Consider the following 25404-nt stretch of genomic DNA (forward strand, 5'->3'; position numbering starts at 1 on the left):
TGGACCATGCCCCTATTGGAGGTTTTGGTGGCGAGAAAGGAACCCTTGAACGAAGAGCGTAAGGAAGCCATCAAGCAAGAGGCAGAGGAGATCTTCCGGGAAGTCTTGGGTACGCCCCCCGGGCGGCTTAGGGTGTTCATCCTGGAAGAGCGCAAGGATCAGCCCCCCAAGTAGGCCTGGCGCACGGCGGCGTCGCGAAGCAAGGTTTCTGCAGGACCTTCTTTTACGATGCGTCCTTCTTTTAGAAGGTAGGCCCGATGGGCTACCTGAAGCGCTAGTCCGGCGTTTTGCTCCACCAGGAGAACCCCCACGCCTTGGGCGGCAAAGGCCTTCAACGTGGCGAGAAGACGCTTGGCCAAGAGGGGGGCGAGGCCTAGGGTGGGTTCGTCCAGTAGGAGGTACTTGGGCCTGGCCGCTAGGGCCCGGGCTAGGGCCACCATGCGTTGCTCACCCCCGCTCATGGAGCCCACCCGTTGTCTTAGGCGGGCCTCGAGGGCGGGGAAGAGGGAGAAGATCTCTCGCCAGGGGGGTTCACCCGCACGGTAACCGCCTAAGCGCAGGTTCTCCTCCACGGATAGGCTACGGAACACCCCGCCCCGCTCCGGCACCAGCACGAGCCCCCTCTCTACCAAAGCTTCGGTCAACCCCCTTTGCGCCAGGAGACTAACGTCTTCCCCACTCAAAACGATCCTGCCTTGGACGGGTGCCAAGCCTACAAGCCCGCGCAAAAGGGAGCTTTTCCCCGCACCATTGGCGCCCAGCACCGCCACAATCTCACCGGGAGCCACTCGGACCCCCACCCCCTCCACCGCCCGGTGGGGTCCATAGGCAACGCTAAGCTCTTGGGCCTCAAGCATGCTCCACCCCCAGGTAGACCTCCACCACTTTAGGGTGGCGCAAGACCTCCTCGGTGGGCCCTTGGGCGATGAGTTCTCCAAACGAGAGGACGTAGACCCGGTCACATAGGGCCCGGATGGCGGACATCAGGTGCTCCACGATGAGGAGGGACACCCCTTCGCGTTTAACCTCCTGGAGAAGGGCCACCGCTTGCTGAAGCTCTGCCGGGTTTAGCCCCGCGAGCCATTCATCTAAGAGCAGAAGCCGAGGGCTAAGAGCCAAAGCCCGGGCCAGCTCCAACCGCTTTGCGTCCAAATAGGTAAGGGAGGCGGGAAAGAGGTGGGCCTTCTCCGCCAGGCCCACCCTGGCCAACACCTCCCAGGCCCGTGCCCCTGCCTTCTGAGGATCTTTGAGACATAAGGGAAGGTAAACGTGGGCATAGACGGTGAGGGAGGGAAACAAGCGTACCTGTTGGAAGGTTCGCGCTAGGCCAAGCCTGGCTAGGGCTTCTGGAGGTCGGCCCGTTACCTCCTGCCCTAGGAAGCACACCTGTCCCCCTTCAGGTTTTAAGGTGCCTGCGAGCAAGCCCAAAAGGGTGGTCTTCCCCGAACCGTTAGGGCCTATCAGGCCCACCGCTTCCCCTGACCGCACTTCCAGATCCACCTGGGCCACCGCCACCAAGCCGCCAAAGGATTTGGTGAGGCTTTTGGCTTGCAGGAGAGGACCTCTTATGGATTTAGGCTCCGGGATTGCCCTAGCTGTCTGGGTGTAGCGCGGGGTTTTGGTTTTCGGGGTGGGGAAGAGGCCCAGAAGGCCTCGAGGCAGGAAGTAGACCAGCAGGACAAAACCCAGCCCCATAAGGGCCGTGGCGTGATGGGGGAAGCGGCCACTAAGAAGGTCGTACACAAGAACCAAGGGAGGAGCTGCCAAAAAAGCCCCTGCAGGGCTTCCCAACCCCCCGAGCAACGCTGTGACAGCGGTCAGGAAAGAGATATTGGGATTAAACGCAAGGCTTGGGTCTATGTAGACCCAGCGTGGGGCTACCACAGCCCCCAAGGCACCCATAACCCCGGAGGTAAGGGCAAAAACCCCCACCCGAAGCCCATAGATTGGCACTCCAGCGTGGCGGGCCGCCAGTTCGTCATCTCCCGTGGCGGTAAGAGCGAGTCCTAATCGGCTTTCCTGAAAGCGTAGCCCCGCGATTAAGGTAAAGAAGGCAAGGCCTACCAGGGTATAGTAAAGCGTGAGTGGGTCCAAATCCAAAAAGATGTAGCTACCCACAGACCCCCCCAGGTTGCGTTGAACCCAGGTTACAACCTGTCGGATCAGCTCCGCCAGGCCATAGGTGAAGACGGTAAAGTAAATTCCCTGGAGCCGTAGAGTAGCAAGACCCACCCCTAAGGCCAGAAGGGCACTAAGCAGATAGGCCAAAACCACAAGCGCAAGCCAGGGGAGGTAAGGGTAAAGGAGGGCTACCGTGTACACCCCTGTGCCGAAAAATGCCGAGGTAGCCAGGCTCAGGTATTTTGCAGGACCCGTGAACGTGGTCCAGGTAGAGGCCAAGGCAGCGTAGAGGATCACCGAAACCCCGGCAGAGAGCAGGTACTCGCTTCCGAAAAAGGGCAAAGCCAAGGCTAGCAGGAAGAAGAAGCCGAGGTACGCTTTCATTGCCGCGCAGTCTCCCTTTGCCCTCGCAGATAGAGCACCCCGAGGACAAAAAGCCCGTAAACGGCCGCCAGACTCAGGCCGGGGCTAACAAAACGGGTCACAAGCGCTTCAGCCACACCCAACACCAAGCCTCCGGTCAAGGCTCCTAAGGCACCGTGGAGCCCGCCCAAGACCACCACCACAAGGGCTTTAAGGGTCAGTTCTGGACCCATGGCAGGCGTAACGGCCTGAAACATACTGAAGAGCACCCCCGCGGCAGCCGCTATTCCCCCGCCTACGGCAAACAGATAACCTGCCAAACGTGCGGCGGGAACCCCAACTAGAAGAACCTCCTCGGGTTCTCGGCTCAGGGCCCGTATGGCCATGCCTATACGGGTTCGGGTGAGAAAGAGATGGGTCAAGCCCACGAGGGTTAGCCCCAGGACGCAAGCCAGTAGGCGGTTTAATGCCACCGCACTCGGTCCCATGGATACCCCTTGGCTTAAATAGCTATAGCTAAAAATCCTGCCCCCCCATTCGGCGGCCAGAAGCCCTTGAACCAGAAACGAAATCCCAAAGGTCAGGAGAATGATCCGTCCCTCCGTTGTCCCATTCAAAGCCAGGGTTCGCCCTACCAACGGAAGAAGAAGTGCGCGGTGGAAGAGAAGGTGGAGGAGGAAGAAGAGGAAGGGCAAAACCGCGAGGGAAGCCAAGGGGCTAAGCCCAAACCCTTGGTAGAGAAAGAAGGTGGCGATGCTCGCCAAGATAACCGCTTCCCCATAGGCGAGGTTGAGAATGCGAGCTACCCCGTATTGAAGGGATAAACCTAGGGCGAGAAGCCCATACACCCCTCCTGCGATGCTTCCGGTGATGAGGGCTTCCAGGAAGGCCATGCGTTATCGGTTCCAAGCGGGTTTGGGAACCCGTGGGGAAGCAGCGCCGGGCCGCTCAGGCATCACCGCCACAAACTCGCCGTCCTGCCACTGGCCGATGAGCCAATTGCCCCGGAAAACGTTGCCTTCCAGCTTGAGAGGCCCAAGGATGGTGTCAAAGGTTTCCTGGCGTAGAAGGCGTACGATTTGGAAACGATCTATTTTACCTAGCTTTTCTATAGCCCCTCGCAGCGCCTGGAGCGAGGCATACGTTACCTGGCTAGCCCAGCGGTCCGGCTCCTGGCCCGTTACAGCTTTGTGCCGTTCCAAATAGCTCCGCCAGGCTTGATTGGGTACCACCCCACCCAGCCCCATCACGCCTTCGGCGCGGGCTCCGTACCGCTGGCGGAAGACGGGGAAGGCTGTTCCCACCCCGAGGAAGAATACCGCAGGATTAAAGCCCACCACCGCTGCAGCCTCTGGGAAGGCCAAGGTTTCCGCTGGATAGCTAAAGGCAACAAAGGCATCGGGGTTGCGGCCTTTGACCGCGTTGAGGAGCGAGGCAAAGTCGCTAAAGCCTTGCGGGTAGCTTTGGAAGTAAACAAGCTCCAGGCCTTCCCTTTGCGCTGCCCGGCGGAAGGCCGTGGAAAGCTCTAGGCCGAACTCATCGTCCGTGTGCACCACCGCCACACGCCGACCGATTTTGCCCGCTGCGGCCAGGTTGCGGAGCAACAGCACCAAAGCCTCTGCGTACTGGGAGGGCAGGCCTAAGAAGGAGAAGTAGCTGGGCCAGCGCCGCACCAGCTCAGGGGTTTTTTCGCTCAGGTTGGTCACCCCCAATTGGGGATAGCCGTGGCGAGCAAAAACGGGCGCCACGGCGAGGTTCATGGCGGTACCCCAGGGGGGTAAGACGAAGTCCACCCGGTCCTGGACGATAAGGCGCTCTATGTTCCGGATAGCCTCTTCGGGAGTGGAGCGGTCATCGTACTCCACCACGGCAACCCTTGCGGGGCCTGTGGCCAGTTTAAGCCCTCCAGCCGCATTGACTTCTTCCACCCAAAGGCGGTAGTTGGGCAAGGTGGTGATACCTGCTCCGGTAGCGTAGGGACCGGTTTTTGAAATGGAGTAGCCAATACGCACCGTACGGCCTTGTGCCTTAGCCTGGACCAGGAGGGTTGCTCCGGCTGCTAGGCTCTTCCAGAGAAACGACCTGCGGGTCTCCTTCATGGTTCGCCTCCGTTAGAAGGGGTAGTGCAACGGTTCCGTTTGCACGGTGATCCAGCGAAGTTCGGTAAATTCATGGATACCTGCCCGGCCGCCAAACCGCCCAAATCCGGAAGCCTTCACGCCCCCAAAGGGCATCTGGGGTTCGTCGTGGACCGTGGGACCGTTGATATGGCAGATTCCGGACTGAATCCGCCTGGCCAGTCGGATGCCCTTGGCGACGTCCTGGGTGAAGATGGCTGCGGAGAGGCCATACTCGGTGTCGTTGGCCACCCTTAGGGCTTCCTCCTCATCCTTGACCCGCACCACCGCTACCACCGGGCCAAAGGATTCCTCGTGATAGAGCCGCATTCTGGGGGTGACGTGATCCACCACTGTAGGCCAGAGGTAGGGACCTTCCCTCCGCCCCCCGGCTACTAGCCTCGCCCCTTGCGCAAGGGCCTCCTCTATGAGTTCAACCACGCGGTCTGTGGCCTTGGGGTCCACCAGGCAACTGAGCACCACCGGCTCACGCCGGGGGTCTCCCACGGGGAGGCGTTGCGCTTTCTGCGCCAGCCGTTCCACCAGGGCATCCGCCACCGCCTCCTCCACCACGGCCCGCTCGGTGGACATGCAGATTTGTCCTTGGTTGGCGAAGGCGCCAAACGCAATGGCGTTGGCGGCTTCCTCGAGGTTCGCATCCCTAAGCACAATGACCGGCGCCTTCCCCCCGAGTTCTAAAAGGACCGGCTTCAGGTGCCGCCCGCAGAGCTCAGCGATGATCCTCCCGGTGCGGGTGGACCCCGTAAAGTTGACCCGCCGTACGGCAGGATGGGCAATGAGGGCTTCCACCACACGCGGGGCATCCTCGGGGGAAGTGGTGAGGAAGTTAACCACTCCTGGGGGTAGCCCTGCTTCCTCCAAGGCTTCCACGATTAGGGCGTGAGTTTTGGGGGAAAGCTCGGAGCCTTTGAAAACCACAGTGTTGCCGCAGGCGAGGGGCGTGGCCAGGGCGCGCACCCCTAGGATCACCGGAGCGTTCCAGGGTGCGAGGCTGAGAACCACCCCCACGGGTTGGCGGATTGCGAAGGCCAAAGTCCCGGGCCGGTCCGAAGGGATAACTTCCCCCGTGATCTGCGTGGTAAGGGCAGCGGCTTCCTTGAGCATGCTTGCCGCCAGGTGTACGTTGAACTCAGCCCACCCCGGCGTGGCTCCCGTTTCCGCCATCATGGTGTCCACGAAAAAGGTTTTCCTGGCCTCCAGGGCCTGGGCAGCCCGCCAAAGGAGCTCACGCCGTTCGCTTGGAGGCGTTTCTGACCAGAAGGCAAACGCCCTTTCGGCGCTTGCCACCGCCTCTTGGGCGTCCTCGAGGCCTGCGGCTTCCGCTTCGCTTGCCACTTCCTGGTCCAGTGGGCTTTGACGGGCAAAGCGCCTCCCGCTTCGCGCCTCCCGCCAAGTGCCGTCAATGTATAGCCGCACAGATTTCGCCGTTTGGACCATATTTTGGCCTCCAAGAGGCAGGGTAGGGCAAGAAGGGGAGGGGTGTCTATAGGGATGTTCTGGTATGGCGAACCCAGGCGCCCAAACAAATTGTTGACAATTTAGTTGACGCTAGGGTAGCCTAGCCTTTGAGGAGGTACCCCTTATGGAAGGAAGCGAATACGCCCGTTGGCCGTACGGCGACCTAGCCCATCTGGCCCACGTGGAGCTCATCACCCCCAAGCCGGAGGCGAGCCTTTGGTTCTTCACCGAGGTGATGGGGATGGCGGTGAGCGGCCAGGAGGGGGATTCCGTCTACCTCCGGGGTTGGGACGACTACGAGTACCACACGCTAAAGCTTACAGCGGGCCCGAAGCCAGCTTTGGGTCACTTTGCCTTCCGCGTAAAAACCCCGGAAGCGCTCCTGCGGCGGGTGGAGGCGCTTGAGGCCTCCGGGCTTGGGGAAGGATGGACGGATGGGGACCTGGGCCACGGCCCCGCCTACCGGTTCCGCACCCCGGATGGCCACCTGATGGAGCTTTACTACGAAACCCGTTGGTACACCCCCACCGAGGCCACCCGGCCTGCCCTGAAGAACCAAGCCTCCCGTTTCCCGGGAAAGGGCGCCAACCTTAGGCGGCTAGACCACATCAATATCCTGGCCTCCGATGTGGCGGCGGTGCGGGCGTTTATGGAGCGCTACCTCGGGATGAGGGTCACCGAGCAAATCATCTTTAGCGACGGGACCGAACAGGGGGCTTGGCTCACCTGCAACAACAAGACCTACGACGTGGCCGTGACCAAGGACCACCTCGGGGCCAAAGGCAGGCTTCACCACTTCACCTACGCCGTGGATAGCCGGGAGGAGGTCCTGCGGGCGGCGGACATTTGCCTGGAGCACGGGGTCTTCATTGAAACGGGGCCCCACAAGCACGCTATCCAGCAGACCTTCTTCCTCTACGTGTACGAGCCGGGTGGGTGTCGGTTTGAAATCGCCTGCCCGGGAGCGCGCCTCCTTCTTGCCCCTGACTGGAAGCCCATTGTCTGGAACGAGGAGGAGCGAAAGAAGGGCCAGGCCTGGGGCTTGAAGACGGTGGAAACCTTCCACACCTACGGGGTTCCCCCGGTAGAGGAGGCCTGATGCCGGCCACGGACAAGACCACGGAGGTGTACCAAGCCTACCATCTCCTTCGGGAGGCCATCCTAAAGGGGGAGCTGCTTCCCGGCCAGCGCCTCGTGGAGAAGGACCTCACCGAGCGCTTCGGCCTTGGAAGGGCGGCCATCCGCACCGCCTTGGCCAAGCTGGAGCAAGACGGTCTGGTGGAAAGCGCCCCGTACCGCGGGGCCTGGGTGCGGGCCATTACGGAGGAGGAGGCGGTGGAGGTCCTCGAGGCCCGCATGGCCTTGGAGTGCTTGGCGGTGCGCTACGCCGCGCGCCGCGCCACCCCGGAGGAGGTGGCCCGGCTTCGGGAGATCCTCGCCGAGATGCGAAAGCGCTTTGCCCAAGGGGATCTCCTGGGTATGTCCGAGCTCAACGCCGCCTTTCACCGCACCTTGGTGGAGGCCTCGAGGCACCAGACGGCCAAGCGGCTCATAGAAGCCCTGCGGGCCCAGGGCGTGCGCCACCAGTACCGGACCGTTTTGGTCCCCGGACGTTCCCAACGCTCCCTAGAGGAGCACGCCAGAATTTTGGAAGCAGTGGCCGCCCGGGACGAGGAGGGGGCCGAAAGGGCCATGCGGGAGCACCTGGAAGGTGTTCTGGCGGCCTTGCGCCAGGCGAAAGGAGGTCCGCTATGAAACCCAGCGAGCGAGCGTGGGCCGTGGTGCAGGGGGCTTACGACCTCCACGTGCACGTGGAGCCCGATATCCTCCCCAGAAAGACCCACGACCTCGCCCTGGCCGAGCGCTTCCGCCAGGTGGGCCTCAAGGGGTTTGTCCTCAAGTCTCACTACGCCCCCACGGCGGAGCGGGCCCAGGTGGTGGGGCGAGCGGTGCCCGGGGTGGAGGTCCTGGGGGCCATCGTCCTAAACCACGGGGTGGGAGGGCTCAATCCTTTGGCGGCGGAGATCGCCGCCCGGGCCGGTGCTCGCTTTCTCTGGTTCCCCACGGTGGACGCGGCCAACGAGGCCCGCGAGGTGGCAAGGCTTTCCCTGGAGAAGAAGCCCCAGTGGGCGAGGCTTCAGGAAGCTTTCCGAGAGGCGGGGCTTCTGCCAGCGCCCATAGGGGTCTTGGACGCCAACGGGAAGCTCAGGCCCGAGGCCCGAGCGGTCCTCGAGGTGGCCGCCCGCCACCGGATGGTGGTGGCCACGGGCCATCTCTCGCGGGATGAGATCTTGAAGGTCGTGGAAGCAGCTTTGGAGGAAGGGGTATCCCACGTGGTGGTCACCCACCCCGACTACCCCACCCAAGGCCTCCCCTTAAGCGACCAGCGGTACCTGGCCTCCCAAGGGGTGTATTTGGAACGGTGCTTTACGCCCTCCCATACAGGCAAGGTGCCTTGGGAAAAGCTCTTTCGCGCTATCCGGGAGGCAGGGGTGGAACGGAGCTTTCTCTCCACGGACCTCGGCCAACCGGCCAACCCTCCCGTGGAGGAGGGGCTTGCCCTCTTTGCCGACCGGCTCCTGCAGGCCGGGTTTAGCGAGGAGGAAGTGCGGCATATGGCGGTGACCGTGCCCACAGAACTGGCGAAAGGAGGAAAGGGGTGAAGCGCCTACTGGTGGTGAGCGCCCACGCGGCGGACTTCGTGTGGCGGGCCGGTGGGGCCATCGCCCTCACCGTGGCCCAAGGGGGTAAGGCCCTGGTGGTGGCCCTGAGCTACGGGGAGCGGGGGGAGTCGGGGGAGCTTTGGAAGGAGCCGGGACAGACCCTGGAGCGGGTGAAGGCCATCCGCCAGGAGGAGGCGAGCCGGGCGGCGGCCATTCTGGGGGCCGAGTTTTTGCCCTTGGACCTCGGGGACTACCCCTTACGGGTGGACGAGAAGGCCCTGGAGCGCCTCTTGGGGATCCTGGTGGACTTCGCCCCGGACGTGCTCATGACGCACACCCCCAAAGATCCCTTCAACCCCGACCACCCGGTGGCCTACGAGGCCACGGAACTCGCGCGGCAATTGGCCTCGGGGGCGGGGGTAGCGAGCGCCTTCAAGACCATCCGTCCTCCCGAGTTCCTCCTTTTTGAGCCCCACCAGCCCGAGCTCTGCGGCTTCGTGCCCAACCTCTTCCTGGACATCACCTCGGTGTGGGAGAAGAAGCTTAAGGCCATGGAGGTCTTTGCCTCCCAGGCCTACCTGCGGCGCTACTACGCCGAGCGGGCGGAGCACCGGGCCAACCACGCCCGGCGCATCTCGGGCCTGAAGGATATAGAGAAGGCGGAAGCCTTCCAGCGGGTTTTGCCGCAGGTGGTGCGAAGCCTTTAGGAGGGCAGCATGCTTGCGCCCGAAGAGGTGAAGGAGCTTGCCGAGCTGGGTAGCGCCACGGTCTACGAGGCTTCAGGGCGGGAGGGGCTGGTTCCTCTTACCTTCCTGCGCCTTCCCCCGGGAGCCAAGGCGGCGGGCCCCGCCTTTCCCGTGCTCTGCGCCCCGGGGGACAACCTGGGGGCTCATGCCGCCATGGCCGCCCTAAAGCCAGGGGAGGTCCTGGTCCTGGCCCAAGCGGAGGCCGAGCCCGTGGCCCTGGTGGGGGAGCTCCTGGCCACCCAGGCCAAGGCCCAAGGGGCGGCGGCCCTCCTGGTGGACGGGGCGGTGCGGGATGCCGATGAGCTTGCGGCCTTGGGCCTTCCGGTTTGGGCCCGGTGGGTGAGCCCCAAGGGGGCGAAGCGGGAAGCCCTTTTGGGCCTCGGGGTTCCTGTCCTCCTGGGGGGCGTGGAGGTGCGGCTTGGGGACTACCTGGTCCTGGACGGGGACGGGGTGGTGGTGGTGCGCCGGGAGCGGGCCCAAGAAGTATTGCAAAAGGCCCGCGAACGGGCGGAGCGGGAGGCGCGCTTGCGGGAGCGGTTTGCCCGGGGAGAGCTCTCCTTGGACCTCTACGGCCTAAGGGAACGGGTGGCAAGGCACCTGGAGGAAGCGGCGCGGCTCCGGGAGGGGAACCGTGGCTAGGCTTCAGGTGGCGGTATTGGGGCTTGGGGAAGCGGGTTCGGCCATCGCCCAGGACCTCGTCCAAGCGGGGGCCCGGGTGGTGGGCTACGACCCCATCCCGGAGAAAAACGTGCCCGGTATCCACCGGGCCCAAAGCGAAAGGGAGGCGGCCTATGGGGCCCAGGTGGTCCTTTCCGTGAACTGGGCCCGGGTAGCCCTGGAGGTGGCCCAGAAAGTGGCCCCGGCCCTTAGCCCAGGCGTGGTCTACGCCGACCTGAACACCGCATCCCCCAAACTGAAGCGTGCCCTCGCCGAGGCCCTTTCTGGGACGGGCGCCCTTTTCGCCGACGTGGCCCTCATGAGCCCGGTGCCGGGGAAAGGCCTGAGGACGCCCTCCCTGGCCTCCGGGCCCGGGGCTAGGGCTTACCGGGAGCGCCTGACGCCCCTGGGGGCCGTGGTGGAGGTGGTGGGCGAGGCCCCGGGGGATGCGGCTACAAGGAAGCTTCTGCGGAGCGTCTTCTTCAAGGGGATGGCAGCGGCGGTGATGGAGGCCCTGGAGGCGGCGAGGCGCCTGGGCCTGGAAGCGGAGCTCAAGGCCAACATCGCCCAAACCCTAAAGGAAGCGGACGAAGCCTTGGTGGAGCGTTTGGTGGAGGGGAGCCTGCGCCATGCCGGGAGGCGGTACGAGGAGATGCTGGCAGCGGCGGAGCTTCTAGAGGAGGTGGGCGTTAAACCCCGGGTAGCCCGGGCTACTGCGGAGCAACTCAGGGCGTGGATGGAGTTGGGGTAGCCGGCGTGGGGAGGGGGTGGGCAGGCGTGCGGGGAATGGGGCCTGTTATTCCTGGATTTAGGGCCTTCGGGCCTGATATGCCCTATTTCGCGAAAGGTACATTTCGCGCATGTATAATACCCCCGTGGACCCCAGCGCGCCTGCCCACGTTCTTTGGAAAACCCTCGGCATTAAAAGCCCCGATAATGCCCTTATCCCCCTCATCCCCTATGCGGAGTACCTCCTCCTGGAAAGGGGCTACTCCCCCCGGGGGGTCCGCCGGTACCTCCAGGACCTCGCCTTCTGGTTCCGCTTCCTCGAGGCCCAAGACCTTCCCCCAGGCCCCGAGGCGGTGCGGGCCCTTTTGCTCGCCGAGCGCTGGTCCCCGAGGCGGGTCCAGGGGTTCCTCGCCGCCCTAAGGAGCTACTACCGGTACCTGGCCCAGGTGCGGGGCGAGGCGGCGGAAGACCCCACGGAGGGCATCGGCCGGCCCAAAGCGGGCCGCAGGCTTCCCCTGCACCCGAACCCCGAGGAGCTCAAGCGCTTCCTCGAGGCCTTCTCCGAGGAAAAGGAAGCGAAGCTCCTCACCGCTTTGGTCCGCTTCCTCTACGGCACGGGCCTGCGCATCTCCGAGGCGCTTTCCCTTAAGGGGCGGAACGTCGTCCTGGAAAAGGGCCTGCCCGCGGCGGTGCGGGTGGTGGGCAAGGGCAACAAGGAAAGGCTCGTGCCCCTTTCCAAGACGGCCCGGGAAGCCCTCCTGGAGCTGGGCCTTCCCCAAGGGAATGTTCCTATTTTCACGTTCACCCAAGGCCGCAGGCGGGGCCGCACCCCTTCCGCCCGCTGGGTGGAGGCCAAGTTCCGGGAAGCCGCCCTTAGGGCGGGCCTGGACCCCCGGCGCTTCACCCCCCACAAGCTCCGGCACGCCTACGCCACCTTGCTGGTGGAGGTGGGGGTGGAGCTGGACGCCGTGAAGGACCTCCTGGGCCACGAGTCCATCGCCACCACCCAGATCTACCTCCACGCCTCCCGCGAGAGGCTCAAGGAGGCGGCCCAGAAGCTCCCCGAGCTCTAAAGGGCCGTGGCCCCGCCGTCCACGGGCAGGACCACCCCCGTGATGTAGTCCGAGGCTGGGCTGGCCAGGAAGAGCACCGCCCCCCCAAGCTCCCCGGGCTTTCCCGCCCGGCCCAGGGGCAAGGTGGCCTTGAGAAGGGGCTCGGCCCGGGGCAAGACCTTTTCCGTCATGCGCGTGGGGAAAAACCCGGGGGCCAGGGCGTTCACCCGGATGCCCCACCGCCCCCACTTCACCGCCAGGTCCCGGGTGAGGGCCACAAGCCCTCCCTTGGAGGCGGAGTAGCCCACGGCGTCCAAGACCTCGGGGTACTCCCCCTTAAGCCCGGCCACGGAGGCGATGTGGACGATCTTGCCGTAGCCCCTCTCCTTCATGCGCTTGGCGGCGGCCCGGCTCGCCAGAAAGGCCCCCACCAGGTTCACCTCCAGGACCTCCCGCACCTTCTCCACGGGCATCTCCAGGGAAGGCGCCCCCCAGCTGATACCGGCGGCGTTCACCAGGATGGTGAGGGGGCCAAGCTCCCCTTCCACCTGGTCGCAGATCGCCTCTAGGCGGGCCTCGTCCCGCACGTCCCCCTCCAGGTAGAGGGCGTCCTCCCCGAGATGCTTGCGGGCCTCCTCAAAAAAGCTCGCCCGCCGGGCCATCACCGCCACCTTAGCCCCCGCTTCCTTAAGGGCCAGGGCCGCCTCGAGGCCAAGCCCCCTAGAACCCCCCGTGACCAAAGCCGCCTTGCCATCCAGTCGGAACTTCTCCAGGAACATCAGGCACCCCCGTAGTAGCCCTTGTACCGTTCCCTAAGCGCCCGCTTCAGGAACTTCCCGGCGCTCGTGCGCGGGATCTCCTCCACGAAGACGTAGGCGTCGGGGAGTTGCCACTTGGCAAAGCCCGCCTGGAGGAGGTGGGCGTTGAGCTCCTCCGGGCTTGGGGCCTCCCCCCGCGGCACCACCACCGCCAGGGGCCTTTCCTGCCATTTGGGATGGGGAATGGCCACCACCGCCGCCTCCTTCACCTTGGGGTGGCCCATGAGGGCGTTTTCCAGGTCCACGCTGGAGATCCACTCCCCACCCGACTTGATGAGGTCCTTGAGCCGGTCCTTGATCTCCACGTAGCCCTCCTCGTCCCACACGGCCATGTCCCCCGTGCGGAACCACCCGTCCGGGGTGAGGGCCCTCTGGCTCGCCTCCTCGTTTTGGTAGTAGCCCCGGGTGATCCAGGGGCCCTTGAGCTGGATCTCCCCCATGTGCTTCCCGTCCTGCGGCACGGGGCGGCCCTCCTCGTCCGCCACCCGGAGGCGCACCAGGGGGATGGGAAGGCCGGTCTTGGCCTTGAGGGTGAGCTTCTCCTCCTCGGGGAGGCCTTCCAGGTGGCTCTTGATGAAGTTCTGCACCACCACCGGGGAGGTTTCCGTGAGGCCGTAGCCCTGGCGCACCTCTATCCCCATCCGCTCAAAGCGGGCGATGAGGCTCCTGGGGGCGGCGCTTCCCCCCACCACCAGGCGCCTTAGGGTCTTCAGGCGGTGGCCGGTAGTCTCCAGGTGGTCCGCCAGGGCGAGCCAGACCGTGGGCACCCCGGCGGTGAAGGTGACCCCTTCCCCGTCAAAGAGCTCCACCAGGGAGGCGGGGTCTAGCCTGGGCCCGGGCAGGACCTGCTTGGCCCCCACCAGGGTGGCGGCGTAAGGGAGGCACCAGGCGTTCACGTGGAACATGGGCACCACGGGGAGGACCACGTCCTTTTCCGATAGGGCCGTGCCGTCAAAGAGGCTTGCCGCCAAGGAGTGGAGGACCAGGGCCCGGTGGCTATACACCACCCCCTTGGGCAACCCCGTGGTCCCCGTGGTGTAGGCCATGCCGCAGGCGGCCCTTTCGGGCACCCGGTGGGGCTCCGCCTCCTCGCCCAGGACCGCCTCGTAGGCCAGGTACCCCTCGGGGGCCTTCTCGTCCATGACCACGAAGTGCTCCACGGTCCTGAGCTCCGGGCGCAGGGCCTCCACCAAGGGGAGGAGGTTCGGGTCAAAGAGGAGGACCTTGTCCTCGGCGTGGTTCAGGATGTAGGCGATCTCCTTGGGGCTTAGGCGGGGGTTGGCGGTGTGGAGCACGGCCCCCATGCCGGGCACGGCGAAGTAGGCCTCGAGGTGGCGGAAGTGGTTGAAGCCCAAGGTGGCCACCCGGTCCCCCTCCCCTACCCCAAGCGCCCTAAGCCCCCCCATGAGCCGCTTCGCCCGCCGGTAGACCTCGGCGTAGGTGGTGCGGTGGACCTCCCCGGTGTGGAGGCGGGAAACCACCTCCTTTTTCCCAAAAAGCGCCGCCGCCCTTTCCAGGAAGTCCCAAAGGTTGAGCTCCTCGTCCATCATGGTGCTCGGGAACATGGCTATCCCCCTTTCGTTTAGACCCAGTATAACCCTAGCCCACCCGGTAGAAGACCCCCTTGGCGAAGGCCACCCGCTTCCCCTCCAAAAGCACCTCCCCGGCGGCGTGGAGAAGGTGCCGGCCGGGGTGGATTACCCACCCCCGGGCGACGAGCACCCCTTCCCGCACGGGGCGGAGGTAGCTTACGGAAAGCTCCGCCGTGACCACCTTAACCCCCAGGCTTTCCACCGCCTGGCCTAGGGCGCTATCCAAAAGGGCGGCGAGGATGCCGCCGTGAACCAAGCCTTGGCCCTGCAAGAACTCTTCCCGCACCCGTAGGCGAAGCTCCGCCTCGCCCGCTTCCTTCCGCAGGACCTCCGCCTGGAAAAAGCGGGCAAAGGGGCTCAAGCGGGCCTCCGCCGCACCATGGTCACGAACTCGCCCTCCTGCACCACCTCGTTCCGCTGGTTGTAGACCCGCACCCGTTGCACCAGGATGCCCCGGTCGGGCTTGGAGGTTTCCCGCTTCTCCAGGATTTCGCTTTCCCCCCGCACCGTGTCCCCGATGAAGACGGGCTTCAGGAAGCGGTAGTTCCGGATCTCCAGCCAGGCGATGATGGTCCCCTCAAAGTGGCCCGCCCGCTGGCGAAGCCCCGTGAGCATGGAAAGCACCAGAAGCCCGTGGGCGATGCGCTGGCCAAAGGGGGTTTCCTTGGCGAACTCCGCGTCGGTGTGGATGGGATTATAGTCGCCGGAAACCCCGGCAAAGTTCACCACGTCCGCCTCCGTCACCGTGCGGGCTGGGGTGGAAAACCTTTGGCCGACCTCAAAGTCCTCAAAGTACATGGGCATCCTCCTCACCTCCTTTGCGCCAACGGGGCGTAAGCCCCGGGGCCCACGATGGAGCGGCCTCCGTCCACGTAAATCGCCTGGCCGGTAAGGTAGCTCGCCTCCTCGGAGAGGAGAAAGAGGGCTGCGCGGGCCACCTCCTCGGGATGGCCCGCCCGCCCAAGGGGAGTGGCCTCCACCTCCCTCCGCCAGGCCCACTCGGGAAGCCCCGCGGTCATCCGGGTGGCGATGAGCCCGGGGAGCAGGACGTTCACCCGGATCCCCTTCCGGGCAAGCTCCAAGGCCAAGGTGCGGGCAAGGCCCACCACGGCCATCTTGCTGGCAGCGTAGTGGGCAAGGCCCAAGGCACCCAAAGCGGCCACGGAGCTTGTGAGGACAAGGCTTCCCCCTTCCATGACCTCCCCTGCCTTCCGGGCTACCAGGAAGCTCCCCGTAAGGTTCACCCGGAGCACCCGCTCCCACTCCCCTAGGGGGAGCTTCCAGGAGAGGGCGCTATCGGCTATCCCCGCAAAGTGCGCCACCCCGTGGAGCACCCCAAATTCCTCCAAGGCCTCCCGGAAGGCCTCCTCCACGCCTTCCGGGGTACTCACGTCCGCCACCACGGCCACCGCCTCTGCTTCCAGGGGGGCCACGGCCTCTGCCAGGGCTCCCTCCTCCACGTCCACTGCCAGGAGCCTTGCTCCCTCCCGGGCAAATAGGTCAAGGGCCGCTCGACCGATGCCGTGGGCAGCTCCGGTCACGTGGATGGTCTTTCCTGAAAGCCTTCCCATCAGCGCAGGCTGGCGTAGACGGCGTTTCGGAAAAGCCCAGCGTAGTAGGTGCGGCCTCCGGGGTTTTGCATCATGAAAACGCCGATGAGGCGTTCCCTCGGGTCCACGAAGAAGTAGGTGCCGAAAAGCCCCGCCCAGAAGTAGTCCCCCTTGGAGCCGGGCAGGGGGCTTCCCCCGTCCTCGAGGCGCACCGCCACCCCAAGGCCGAAGCCGTACCCGAAGCCCGGAAGGTAAGGAGCCCCCCGCTCCAGGGAGCGGAGGTAGAGGGGACCCAGGTGGTCCTGGGTGAGGAGCTCCACCCCCTTGCGGGAGAGGATACGGCGCCCTTCCAGCTCCCCACCGTTTAGGAGAGCCTGCAGGAAGCGGTAGTAGTCCTGGGCGGTGGCCACCGCGCCTGCTCCTCCCGAGTAACGCCTGGGGGCGTCCCGCACGTTGAGGGGAGGCGGGGTGGGGGTTCTCGTGAAGGGATCCTCTCCAAAGGGTTCGGCGATCCGGCCCCACTTCTCCCGGGGCACCTGGAAGCCGGTATCCGCCATGCCCAAGGGCCGGAAGATGCGCTCCTCCATGAGCGCGCCGAGGCTTTGGCCCGTGACCCGCTCCAGGAGGTGGCCAAGGAGGTCCGTGGAGTTGCCGTACTCCCAAAGGGTGCCGGGCTGGACCTGGAGGGGGAGGCGGGACAGCTTGGCCAGAAACTCCTCCCGCGTCTGGTCTAGGGCATCCGCGTTCACCTTGCGGTACTCCTGCTTCACCAAGGAGTCAAAGAAGATGCCGTAGGTGATGCCCGAGGTATGGCGCAGGAGATCGTACAGGGTGATGGGCCTTTGGGCCGGCACGAGCTCCAGGACAGGCTTGCCATCCGGGCCCACCCGCTCCACCCCCACCCGCACCTCCCGGAACTCGGGGAGGTAAAGGGCGATGGGATCCGTAAGGAAAAGGCGCCCCTCCTCCACGAGCTGAAGGGCGAGGACCGAGGTCAGGGGCTTGGTCATGGAGTAGATGCGGAAGATGGCCTCCTTGGCCATGGGGGTCCGGGCCTTGGGGTCCAGGTAACCCACCGCTTCGTGGAAGACCACCTGGCCGTGGCGCGCCACCAGCACCACCGCGCCGGGAAGCCGACCCTGGGCCACCTCCGCCTCGAGGCGGGCCTTGAAGGCCTGGAGAACCCCGAGGTCCACCCCTTCCCGTACCTGGGCCAAGGCGAGGCCCAGGAGGGCTACGCTTAAGAAAACCAACCGCCACAGCCGCATACCGCTCACCCCCGCACATCAAAAGCCTTTATTCCCGTGAGGTGCGCCCCGATGATGAGCTTTTGCACCTCGCTCGTCCCCTCGTAAAGGGTCAGGATGCGGGCGTCCCGGTAGAGCCGCGCCACCTCGTACTCCTCAAAGAAGCCGTAGCCGCCGTGCACCTGGATGGCCCGGTAGGCCACCCGGTTGGCGGCCTCAGAGGCGTAGAGCTTGGCGAGGCTCGCCTCCAGGGTGTAGGGCTCCCCCTTGACTTTTTTCCAGGCCGCCTGGTAGGCGAGGAGCCTCGAGGCCTCCAGGTCCAGCTTCATCTCCGCCAGGTGCTCCTGGACCAGTTGGAAGCTGGCGATGGGCCGGCCGAACTGCCGCCTCTCCTTCACGTAGCTCAGGGAAAGCTCCAGCGCCCGCCGCATGAGCCCCACCGCCCCCGCCGCTAAGGAGATGCGGCCCGTGTCCAGGGTGGAAAGGGCTATCTTAAAGCCCTCGCCTTCCTGGCCCAAGATCCGCTCCTTGGGCACCCGGACCCCGTCCAGGAAGACCACCCCCGTGTCCGCCGCCCTAAGGCCGAGCTTTCCCTTAAGGGGGCTCGTGCGCACCCCGTCCTGCCGCTCCACCAGGAAGCAGGTGATGCCCTTCGCCCCCCTCTCGGGGTCCGTCTTGGCGAAGATGAGGAAGACCTCCGCCACGTTGCCGTGGGAGATGAAGGTCTTCTGGCCCTCCAAAACGTAGTGGTCGCCGTCCCGGTAGGCCCGGGTGCGGAGGCTTGCGGCGTCGGAGCCGGCCTCGGGCTCGGTGAGGCCAAAGGCCCCGAGGACCTCTCCCCGGGCGAGGAGGGGCACGTACCGCTCCTTTTGGTCCTTCGTCCCGTAGGTAAGGAGCGGGGTCAAGACCAGGCTTTGCTGCACGGAGAGGATGGAGCGCAAGGAGGCGTAGCCTCCCATCTCCTCCAAAAGGGCGAGGTAGGCGAAGAAGTCCAGCCCTGCCCCGCCCAGCTCCTCGGGGACGAAAACCCCCAGGAAGCCCAGCTCCCCCATGCGCCGCACCAGGGGCCAGGGGAAGGCCTCCTTCTCCTCGTACTCCTTCAACGCCGGGGCCGCCTCCTCCAGGAAGCGGCGGGCCAAGGCCCTAAGCTCCTTGTGCTCGGGTATCTCCATCCTTCAACCCCCTCAGGATCAGGTCGTGGTAGGCCTGGGCCACCTCCACCGCCCGCATGGGCCCTCCAGGGCGGAACCAGCGGATCATCCAGTTGAGGAGGGAAAGCACCGCCCGGCCCGCCAGGGCCACGTCCACCGGCCGGAAGACCCCCGCCGCTATCCCCCGCTGGAGGATGGCCCTGAGGTTCGCCTCGTGCCGGTCCCTAAGCCGGTTGGTGAGGGCCCGGTTTTCCGGGGAGAGGCTTTTTATGCCCTGGAGCATGGTGACGAAGAAGGGGTAGTTCTCCTCAAAGAAGCGGGCGTGGGCCTCCATAAAGCGGAGGAGGGCCTCTTCCGGGTCCGGGTGGGCCGAGGCCTCCTCCCCCGCCCGCACCAGGCCCTCGAGGGCCTGGAGGCTTATCGCCAAGAGGATCTCCTCCTTGCTCCGGAAGTGGTGGTAGAGGGCCGCCTTGGAAAGCCCTAGGGCTTGGGCCACGTCCTGGACGCTCGTGGCCTCGTAGCCCTTCTCCGTGAAGAGCTTGGCGGCCTCCTGGAGGATGCGGTCTTTCGTGGTGGTCACCATGGCTCACCGACCGGTCGGTAAGTTCCACGATAGTCCCCTCCCCACGCTCCTGTCAAGCCCCGGCCTTGACAAGGGCCAGGCTAAGCCATTAACATGGTAACCAACCGGTCGGTAAATACGGGCGCGTCTTGGTTTTAGGGTATGGGCGCGCTCCACCGGTAGGAGGGAGGACGCTGATGCGGCGTACCTGGGCCAAAGCAAGCCTACTGGCGCTTCTTGCCTTGGGAGGGTCCGCCTTTGCTCAGGTTATTCGCGTGGGCGTGGTGGGACCCATGGCCTTCGTCCAGGGAGAGCACACGTGGTATGGAGCTACCCTGGCGGCGGAGGAGATCAACCGGGAGGGCGGAGTGGTGGTGGGCGGCCGGCCGTTCCGAATTGAGCTCGTTCGCGTGGACACCAACGAGATCACGAGCGTGACGGACGCCGCCACCGCTGTGGAGCGGGCCATCACGGCCCAAAGGGTGGATTTCCTCATCGGGGGCTTCCGCAGCGAGGCCGTCCTGGCCATGAGCGAGGTGGCGGCAGATTACAAGAAGCCCTTTATCATCACGGGTGCTGCCCTGGACGGCATTCTTGCTGGCCGGGTGGACCGCAACTACGAACGATTCAAGTACCTCTTCCGCGTGAGCCCGAACAAGTCCAGCGACCTGGCGCGCACTTCCCTGCTCCTCCTGGGGGAGGTGGTGCAGGCGGTGCGCCAGCAGCTCAACCTGTCCAGGCCCAAGGTGGCCATCCTAGCCGAGCGGGCCGCATGGGCCGATCCCTTGGTAGAAACGGCAAGCCGCCTCATCGCCGCGCCGCCGCCCCAAGGGTATGGGGCCGAGGTGGTGGGGGTCTGGCGGCCCTCGGCCACGGCCACGGACGTGACCCCTGAGCTCACCGCGATCCAACGGGCCCAGGCCCAGGTGATCTACACCGTCCTCTCCGGACCCGTAGGAGTGCCCTTCGGCCGGGACTGGGGCCGGCTCAAGATTCCCGCTGCGCCCGTAGGGATCAACGTGGAGGCTCAGCAGGAAACCTGGCTCCAGGCCACGGACGGGCTTGGGGTCTATGTGGCCACCCTTAACACCTTGGCCCCGGGCGTGGCCATCACGCCCAAGACCCTACCCTTTATCAGCAATTTCCAGAGCCGATTCAAGCGTTTCCCCATCTACACGGCTAGCGGGGCCTACGTGGCCCTCCACATCTTGAAGGAGGCCATTCTCCGGGCAGGGAGCCTGGAGGCCGATGCGGTGGTGAAGGCCCTCGAGGCCACGGACTACGTGGGTCCTTCGGGCAGGATCGTCTTTGACAAGGTCCACGACGTCACGTGGGGCCCTGGGTACACCACGGGCCTTGGAGTCCAGTGGGTGGGCAGCCGGATGCAGGCCTTCTGGCCCCGGGCTTGGCGCGTGGGGGACCGGGTGGTGGGGTATGCGGGCGTGCGGCCCTACCAACTTCCCCCCTGGGTGGTGGAGGCCTGGAGGCGGTAGATGCTCGCCGCCATCCTGGTGAATGGCCTGGTCCTAAGCGGAATCTACGGCATGCTGGCCTTGGGGTTCGCCCTCACCTATGGGGTGGCCCGCATCCTCAACCTGGCCCATACGGCCTTCTACATGGCCGCCTCCTACTTCCTCTTCTTCCTCCTAGGCTATACAGGCTTCCTCCCCGCCGCCCTCCTCGCCGCCCTTTTGGTCCTGGGCCTTGCCCTGCTCGCCTACAGGTTTCTCCTTGAACCGCTGCGGGAGCACGAGGCCACAGTCCTCATCGTCACCATCGCCATAGCCCTCCTCTTCCAAGAAGTCCTCCTCCTCCTCTTCGGGGGGCACTTCCGCTCGGTGCCGGCCCTTCTTCCGGGCTTTGTGGAGCTCCTGGGGGTCCGGGTGGCGCAACAGGCCCTCCTCGCCCTGGCGTTTGCCGCCCTGGTCCTCCTCTTGGCCTGGGCCTTCCTTAAAGGAAGCCGCATCGGGCTTGCCATTCGGGCTGCCGCCCAGGACATGGAGGCGGCGGAACTGGTGGGGGTGAGCCTTTCTCGGGCCGGGTACTGGGCCGTGGGCCTGGGTGCCCTCTTGGCCGCCCTGGCAGGCCTCGCCGTGGCTCCCATGGCCACCCTAGAGCCCCACATGTGGACGGCCCCCCTCCTGGTGGTCCTGGCGGCGGTGGTCCTGGGGGGGTTGGGAAGCCTTCCGGGAGCCCTTCTAGGCGCTGTGATCCTGGCCTTTGCCGAGGTGGTGGTGGTGAACCTGGTACCCGGGGGCGCTTTCCTGCGCACCGCCGTGGCCCTTTCGGTGCTGGTCCTGGTCCTGGTGCTCAAGCCGGAGGGCCTCTTCGGCACATCCTTCGCGGAGGAGCGATGACCGGCCCCTTGCGCGTCTGGTCCATTCCGTGGCTGCTGCTTTTCCTTAGGCACGAGGTCCTCGCCTTGCCCAGCCGGGTTATCGCCCTGCTCTTCGTCCTCTTCCTCCTCTTCTTTCCCCTCTTCTCGCAGGACCCCTATCTCCTGCGGGTCCTTACCCTCTCCGCTCTCTTCGCCCTTTATGCGGCGAGCTGGGACCTTCTCTCGGGCTACACCGGCCAGGTGAGCCTCGGCCACGCCTTCTTCTTCGGCATCTCGGGGTATGCCTCCGCCCTGCTGGGCCGGGAGCTCGGCCTGGCCCCTTGGGCCACCATTCCCCTGGGGGCGGCCTTGGCCACCCTGGCGGGCCTCCTCGTGGGTCTGCCCTCCCTCCGGGTGAAGGGCCCCTACCTCTCCTTGGTGACCCTGGCCTTTCCCATCCTGGCCCTGGGAATTATCTTCCTCTTCCCCAACTTCACGGGGGGAGAGCTGGGGCTTTCGGGACTTCCCCGCCTGGGCCAAAACCGGCTGGAGGAATACTACCTGGTCACCCTCACCATGCTCGTTTCCGTCTATATCCTCTGGAGGATTGCCAACTCCAGACTGGGCCTCATCTTCCACGCCCTCAGGGAGGACGAGGCTGCGGTGCGCATGGTGGGTGTGAACACCGTGGCCTACAAGCTCCTGGCTTTTGCCGTAAGCGCCTTTTTTGCGGGGCTAGCGGGAGGGCTCTATGCCCACTACCTGCGGGTGGCGGGCCCGGACAGCCTCTCCCTTTTCACCTCCATCCAGCCCGTGATCTGGACGGTCTTTGGCGGCATCGCCACCATCTATGGCCCCGTGGCGGGCGCCTTCCTCCTCGTGCCCCTTTTGGAGCTGTTGCGGGTGGCCGAGGAGTGGCGCATGGTGGGGTTTGCCATCCTCATCCTCCTCGTCATGCGCTTCCTGCCTCAAGGGGTAGTGCGGGGGGTGCTGGACCGCCTCGAGGAGGAGTGCCCCCGCTGCAAGGTCCGCAACCCCTTCACCCGGAGGCGGTGCCGCGTTTGCGGCGTGGAAATGCGCTTGGAGGTGCGGGCATGACGCAGGCCTATTGGGAGCGTCCTTGGCTAAGCTTCTACCCCCCCACAGCGCCCAAGGAAATTCCCCTCCCCATGGGGAGTGTCAGCCAACACGTGGAGGAGGCCTTCCAACGCTTCGGCAGGAAGACCGCTTTGGTCTACTACGGGCGCACCTACCGCTATGCCGATCTCCACGAGGCCATACGCCGCTTTGCCGGGGGGCTTAGGAGTTTAGGCCTTAAGCCGGGAGACAGGGTAGGGCTATACCTCGCCAACAGCCCCCAGTTCGCCATAGCCTACCTGGGCATTCTTTGGGCAGGGGGCGTGGTGGTGCCGGTGAGCCCCCTTTACACCTCCCATGAGCTCCGGCACCAGCTTTCGGACTCGGGGGCCCGCTTCCTCGTGGTCCAAGACGCTCTGCTGGAAAACGCCGAGCGGGCAGGGGTGGGGCTGGAGGCAAAGGTGGTGGTCTCCCTTAGGGAAGCCTTGCCCTCTTGGCAGCGGCTCCTGGTGCGCCGGCTTCCCGCACCCCGGGGCCCTGGGGTCTACCCCTTCCCCGACCTCCTCCGGGCAGACCCCCTCCCCGCCCCGGAGCCCCGGGGGAGCGAGGACCTCGCCGCCCTCCCCTACACCGGGGGTACCACGGGCCTGCCCAAAGGGGTGCGGATCACCCACCAAAACCTCCTCGCCGCCCACCGGATGATCCAGAGCTTCAACCCCTTCGGGCCGGCCAACACCCTCTTGGCCTTCCTGCCCTTCTACCACATCTACGGCCAGGTGGTCCTTCTACTTGGGGGGCTCCTTGCTGGGGCGCGGCTTCTGGTCTTCTCCACGCCCGATCCCGACTGGATCCTAGAGGCTATGGTGCGCTACCGAGCCACCCACTTCTTCGGCGTCCCCTCCCTGTACGAGCTTCTCCGGGACCACCCCAGGACCCACTGGGTGGACTGGCGGCGCCTCGAGGTGGTCTTAAGTGGGGCCGATACGCTGCACGAGGCCACAGCGGATGCCTTTTTCCGGCGCACTGGCCGGGAAATCGCCGAGGGCTACGGGATGACGGAAACCTCCGCCGCAAGCCACGTCAACCCCAGGGAGCGGGTCAAGCGGGGGTCTTTCGGCATCCCCTTGCCCAGCATCCAGGCCTTGGTGGTGGACCCCGAGACCCTGGAGCCCGTGCCCGTGGGGGAGGTGGGGGAGCTCGCCCTTGCGGGGCCCAACATCACCCAGGGCTACTGGCAACGGGAAGAGGAGAACGCCAAAAGCTTCTTCATGGAGCAGGGGCTTCGTTTCTTCCGCACGGGAGACCTGGTGCGCATGGACGAGGAGGGGTATTTCCACTTCTACGACCGGGCCAAGGACATGATCAAGTACAAGGGCCGGCCCGTTTTCCCGCGGGAGATTGAGGAGGCTTTGCGGGCCCACCCCCTGGTGAAGGCGGCGGGGGTGATCGGGGTGCCGGACCCCAAGGTGGGGGCCTATCCCAAGGCCTACGTGGTCCTGGAGCCCGAAGCCCGGGGCAAGGTGACGGAGGAAGAGCTCCTTGCCTTCCTGAGGGACCGCCTAGCCCCCTACAAGCTCCCCCGGGAGATAGAGTTCCGTGGAGAGCTTCCCAAGACCGACGTGGGCAAGGTTTCCCGCCGGGAACTTAGGGAGGAGGTGGAGGGTGGAGCTCTTGGAGGCTAGGGGGATCACCAAGCGGTTCGGGGGGCTCCTGGCCCTGAACGGCGTGGACCTCAGGGTGGGCGAGCGGGAAATCGTAGGGCTCATCGGCCCTAACGGGGCCGGCAAGACCACCCTCCTCCGGGTTCTCCTCGGCATCCACCGGCCCGACGGGGGGCGGGTCTTCTTTAAAGGCAGGGATATCTCTTCCCTGCCCACGTGGGAGCGGGTGCGCTTGGGGCTCGCCGCCACCTTCCAGAACCCCAGGCCTTTGCGGCGGCTACCGGTCTTGGCCAACGTGCTGGTGGCGGCCTACGGGCCCCGGGGGGGGCGCAAGGGGGACTGGGTGAAGCGGGCGGAGGCCCGCGCCCTGGACGCCTTGGAGTTTGTGGGCATAGCTGACAAGGCAAAGGAGCCCGCCTCCGTCCTCTCCCAAGGGGAGCTCAAACGCCTGGAAATCGCCCGGGCCTTAGCCACGGAGCCCGAACTCCTCATCCTGGACGAGCCCTTTGCCGGCCTTACCCCGGTGGAAACGGAGCTTTTGGCCAAGTCCTTGGCCCGCCTGCGCAAGGGGGGGCGGTTTGGCAGGCTCCATAGCGAGGGGTGCGCCATGGTCATCATTGAGCACAAGCTCTCCGAGCTCTTCAAAATCGCGGACCGAGTGGTGGTCCTAAACTTCGGCGAGGTCCTGGCCGAGGGCACCCCAAGCCAGGTGGTCCAGGACCCCAGGGTCATTGAGGCCTACCTGGGGGAGGTGCCCCATGCTTGAGGTGCGGGGGCTTTCCTTGCTCTACGGAAAGGCCCAGATCCTCTTCGGGGTGGATCTGGAGGTTCGGCAAGGGGAGCTGGTCTGCCTGGTGGGGCCCAACGGCGCAGGAAAGACCAGCCTGCTCCGGGCCATCTCCGGGCTTGTGCGCCTCGAGGCCTGGCTCCACCGGGGCACCCGGGCCGGGGAGATCAAGCTCCAAGGCGAGGTCCGCTTCCAGGGGCGGCGCATTGACGGCCTTTTCCCCCACGAGATTGCCCGGCTCGGCCTGGTCCTCTGCCCTGAGCGGCGGCGGCCTTTCCGAGAATTATCCGTGGAGGAGAACCTCCTCGCGGGGGGGCTCCTCCTGCCCAAGGCGGAGGTGAGGGCGCGCCTGGAATACGTGTATACCCTTTTCCCCAGGCTTGCGGAGCGGAGGCGGCAACGGGCGGGCGACCTTTCCGGTGGGGAACAGCAGATGCTCGCCCTGGGCCGGGCGCTCATGGGCAAGCCCAAACTGCTGGCCATTGACGAGCCTTCCACCGGGCTTGCCCCCAAGGTGCGGGCCCTGGTCCTGGAGCAGGTGGCCCGGGTGCGCCAAGAGGGCGTCACGGTGCTCCTGGTGGAGCAGGAAGCGGCCCAAGCCCTCGCCTTAGCGGATCGGGCTTACGTGCTTTCCAACGGCCGCTTGGTCCGCCAGGGCGAGGCCAAGGCGTTATTGGAAGACCCTTCGTTCCAGAGGGCGTATCTGGGTCTTTGA

The 25404-nt window shown here is 65.5% G+C and carries 27 protein-coding genes; 14 read left to right on the forward strand and 13 right to left on the reverse strand.

Features of this window, described 5'->3' with window-relative positions; all coding sequences use genetic code 11:
* Positions 1-6 precede the first annotated feature (6 nt).
* Positions 7-174: a hypothetical protein gene (locus L0C60_RS04330; RefSeq protein WP_234507765.1), complete on the forward strand. Its 168-nt coding sequence runs from the start codon at positions 7-9 to the stop codon at positions 172-174.
* On the opposite strand, the gene L0C60_RS04335 is transcribed toward L0C60_RS04330, so the two are convergent.
* The 5 genes from L0C60_RS04335 to L0C60_RS04355 are packed head-to-tail and all read right to left on the reverse strand — an operon-like array spanning position 159 to position 6059.
* The gene (locus tag L0C60_RS04335; protein ID WP_243092536.1) at positions 159-857 is read right to left on the reverse strand and encodes an ABC transporter ATP-binding protein; all 699 of its coding nucleotides are present in this window, start codon (positions 855-857) and stop codon (positions 159-161) included. The genes L0C60_RS04330 and L0C60_RS04335 overlap by 16 nt on opposite strands.
* Positions 850-2505, reverse strand: coding sequence for a branched-chain amino acid ABC transporter ATP-binding protein/permease (locus L0C60_RS04340; protein ID WP_234507769.1), 1656 nt, complete (start codon positions 2503-2505; stop codon positions 850-852). The genes L0C60_RS04335 and L0C60_RS04340 overlap by 8 nt, the downstream gene beginning before the upstream one ends.
* Positions 2502-3377 (reverse strand): branched-chain amino acid ABC transporter permease, encoded by an 876-nt coding sequence (locus L0C60_RS04345; RefSeq protein WP_234507771.1) that lies wholly within the window; start codon positions 3375-3377, stop codon positions 2502-2504. Before L0C60_RS04345 ends, L0C60_RS04340 begins: the two co-directional genes overlap by 4 nt.
* 3 nt (positions 3378-3380) lie before the next feature.
* Positions 3381-4583 (reverse strand): amino acid ABC transporter substrate-binding protein, encoded by a 1203-nt coding sequence (locus L0C60_RS04350; protein ID WP_234507773.1) that lies wholly within the window; start codon positions 4581-4583, stop codon positions 3381-3383.
* A 12-nt stretch (positions 4584-4595) separates the two neighbouring features.
* The gene (locus tag L0C60_RS04355) at positions 4596-6059 is read right to left on the reverse strand and encodes an aldehyde dehydrogenase (RefSeq protein ID WP_234507775.1); all 1464 of its coding nucleotides are present in this window, start codon (positions 6057-6059) and stop codon (positions 4596-4598) included.
* 145 nt (positions 6060-6204) lie between these two features.
* Between L0C60_RS04355 and L0C60_RS04360 the strand changes: the two genes are divergently transcribed.
* The 7 genes from L0C60_RS04360 to L0C60_RS04390 all read left to right on the forward strand — a co-directional run bounded on the left by L0C60_RS04360 (position 6205) and on the right by L0C60_RS04390 (position 11948).
* Complete coding sequence (locus L0C60_RS04360) at positions 6205-7179, forward strand: catechol 2,3-dioxygenase (protein WP_234507777.1); 975 nt, start codon at positions 6205-6207, stop codon at positions 7177-7179.
* Positions 7179-7835, forward strand: a complete 657-nt coding sequence (locus tag L0C60_RS04365; RefSeq protein ID WP_234507779.1) for a GntR family transcriptional regulator — start codon at positions 7179-7181, stop codon at positions 7833-7835. The genes L0C60_RS04360 and L0C60_RS04365 overlap by 1 nt, the downstream gene beginning before the upstream one ends.
* Complete coding sequence (locus tag L0C60_RS04370; RefSeq protein WP_243092537.1) at positions 7832-8743, forward strand: DUF6282 family protein; 912 nt, start codon at positions 7832-7834, stop codon at positions 8741-8743. The genes L0C60_RS04365 and L0C60_RS04370 overlap by 4 nt, the downstream gene beginning before the upstream one ends.
* Positions 8740-9450 (forward strand): PIG-L deacetylase family protein, encoded by a 711-nt coding sequence (locus tag L0C60_RS04375; protein WP_243092538.1) that lies wholly within the window; start codon positions 8740-8742, stop codon positions 9448-9450. The genes L0C60_RS04370 and L0C60_RS04375 overlap by 4 nt, the downstream gene beginning before the upstream one ends.
* A gap of 9 nt (positions 9451-9459) precedes the next feature.
* Positions 9460-10128 (forward strand): 4-carboxy-4-hydroxy-2-oxoadipate aldolase/oxaloacetate decarboxylase, encoded by a 669-nt coding sequence (locus L0C60_RS04380; RefSeq protein ID WP_234507785.1) that lies wholly within the window; start codon positions 9460-9462, stop codon positions 10126-10128.
* Entirely contained in the window at positions 10121-10897 is a 777-nt protein-coding gene (locus tag L0C60_RS04385) for an NAD(P)-dependent oxidoreductase (protein WP_234507786.1), read from the forward strand. Before L0C60_RS04380 ends, L0C60_RS04385 begins: the two co-directional genes overlap by 8 nt.
* A gap of 109 nt (positions 10898-11006) precedes the next feature.
* A complete protein-coding gene (locus tag L0C60_RS04390; protein WP_243092539.1) occupies positions 11007-11948 on the forward strand; it encodes a tyrosine-type recombinase/integrase in 942 nt (313 codons plus the stop codon).
* Here the strand turns inward: L0C60_RS04390 and L0C60_RS04395 are convergent.
* Genes L0C60_RS04395 through L0C60_RS04430 form a run of 8 tightly spaced genes read right to left on the reverse strand, consistent with a single transcriptional unit; the run spans position 11945 to position 18868 of the window.
* Complete coding sequence (locus L0C60_RS04395; RefSeq protein WP_234507790.1) at positions 11945-12706, reverse strand: SDR family oxidoreductase; 762 nt, start codon at positions 12704-12706, stop codon at positions 11945-11947. The genes L0C60_RS04390 and L0C60_RS04395 overlap by 4 nt on opposite strands.
* On the reverse strand, positions 12706-14310 hold the full coding sequence (locus L0C60_RS04400) for a long-chain fatty acid--CoA ligase (protein ID WP_234507792.1): 1605 nt from the start codon (positions 14308-14310) through the stop codon (positions 12706-12708). The genes L0C60_RS04395 and L0C60_RS04400 overlap by 1 nt, the downstream gene beginning before the upstream one ends.
* A gap of 34 nt (positions 14311-14344) precedes the next feature.
* Positions 14345-14698 carry a PaaI family thioesterase gene (locus tag L0C60_RS04405; protein WP_234504100.1) on the reverse strand — a complete coding sequence of 118 codons (354 nt, stop codon included), beginning with the start codon at positions 14696-14698 and terminating at the stop codon, positions 14345-14347.
* Positions 14695-15141 carry a MaoC family dehydratase gene (locus L0C60_RS04410; RefSeq protein ID WP_234504097.1) on the reverse strand — a complete coding sequence of 149 codons (447 nt, stop codon included), beginning with the start codon at positions 15139-15141 and terminating at the stop codon, positions 14695-14697. The genes L0C60_RS04405 and L0C60_RS04410 overlap by 4 nt, the downstream gene beginning before the upstream one ends.
* 5 nt (positions 15142-15146) lie before the next feature.
* Positions 15147-15908 carry an SDR family NAD(P)-dependent oxidoreductase gene (locus L0C60_RS04415; protein ID WP_234504095.1) on the reverse strand — a complete coding sequence of 254 codons (762 nt, stop codon included), beginning with the start codon at positions 15906-15908 and terminating at the stop codon, positions 15147-15149.
* On the reverse strand, positions 15908-17155 hold the full coding sequence (locus L0C60_RS04420; RefSeq protein WP_234504084.1) for a serine hydrolase domain-containing protein: 1248 nt from the start codon (positions 17153-17155) through the stop codon (positions 15908-15910). The genes L0C60_RS04415 and L0C60_RS04420 overlap by 1 nt, the downstream gene beginning before the upstream one ends.
* A gap of 5 nt (positions 17156-17160) precedes the next feature.
* The gene (locus L0C60_RS04425) at positions 17161-18306 is read right to left on the reverse strand and encodes an acyl-CoA dehydrogenase family protein (protein ID WP_234504081.1); all 1146 of its coding nucleotides are present in this window, start codon (positions 18304-18306) and stop codon (positions 17161-17163) included.
* Positions 18278-18868 (reverse strand): TetR/AcrR family transcriptional regulator, encoded by a 591-nt coding sequence (locus L0C60_RS04430; protein ID WP_234504078.1) that lies wholly within the window; start codon positions 18866-18868, stop codon positions 18278-18280. The genes L0C60_RS04425 and L0C60_RS04430 overlap by 29 nt, the downstream gene beginning before the upstream one ends.
* A 176-nt stretch (positions 18869-19044) precedes the next feature.
* Here L0C60_RS04430 and L0C60_RS04435 point away from each other — a divergent pair, with 176 nt between their 5' ends.
* The 6 genes from L0C60_RS04435 to L0C60_RS04460 are packed head-to-tail and all read left to right on the forward strand — an operon-like array spanning position 19045 to position 25404.
* Positions 19045-20340 (forward strand): ABC transporter substrate-binding protein, encoded by a 1296-nt coding sequence (locus L0C60_RS04435; protein WP_234504076.1) that lies wholly within the window; start codon positions 19045-19047, stop codon positions 20338-20340.
* Positions 20341-21204 (forward strand): branched-chain amino acid ABC transporter permease, encoded by an 864-nt coding sequence (locus L0C60_RS04440; RefSeq protein WP_234504066.1) that lies wholly within the window; start codon positions 20341-20343, stop codon positions 21202-21204.
* Complete coding sequence (locus tag L0C60_RS04445) at positions 21201-22262, forward strand: branched-chain amino acid ABC transporter permease (RefSeq protein WP_234504063.1); 1062 nt, start codon at positions 21201-21203, stop codon at positions 22260-22262. The genes L0C60_RS04440 and L0C60_RS04445 overlap by 4 nt, the downstream gene beginning before the upstream one ends.
* Positions 22259-23923 carry an AMP-binding protein gene (locus L0C60_RS04450; RefSeq protein WP_234504058.1) on the forward strand — a complete coding sequence of 555 codons (1665 nt, stop codon included), beginning with the start codon at positions 22259-22261 and terminating at the stop codon, positions 23921-23923. Before L0C60_RS04445 ends, L0C60_RS04450 begins: the two co-directional genes overlap by 4 nt.
* A complete protein-coding gene (locus L0C60_RS04455; RefSeq protein WP_234504056.1) occupies positions 23904-24668 on the forward strand; it encodes an ABC transporter ATP-binding protein in 765 nt (254 codons plus the stop codon). Before L0C60_RS04450 ends, L0C60_RS04455 begins: the two co-directional genes overlap by 20 nt.
* Positions 24661-25404: an ABC transporter ATP-binding protein gene (locus tag L0C60_RS04460; protein WP_234504054.1), complete on the forward strand. Its 744-nt coding sequence runs from the start codon at positions 24661-24663 to the stop codon at positions 25402-25404. The genes L0C60_RS04455 and L0C60_RS04460 overlap by 8 nt, the downstream gene beginning before the upstream one ends.

This window comes from Thermus hydrothermalis (assembly GCF_022760925.1).
Lineage (GTDB): Bacteria > Deinococcota > Deinococci > Deinococcales > Thermaceae > Thermus > Thermus hydrothermalis.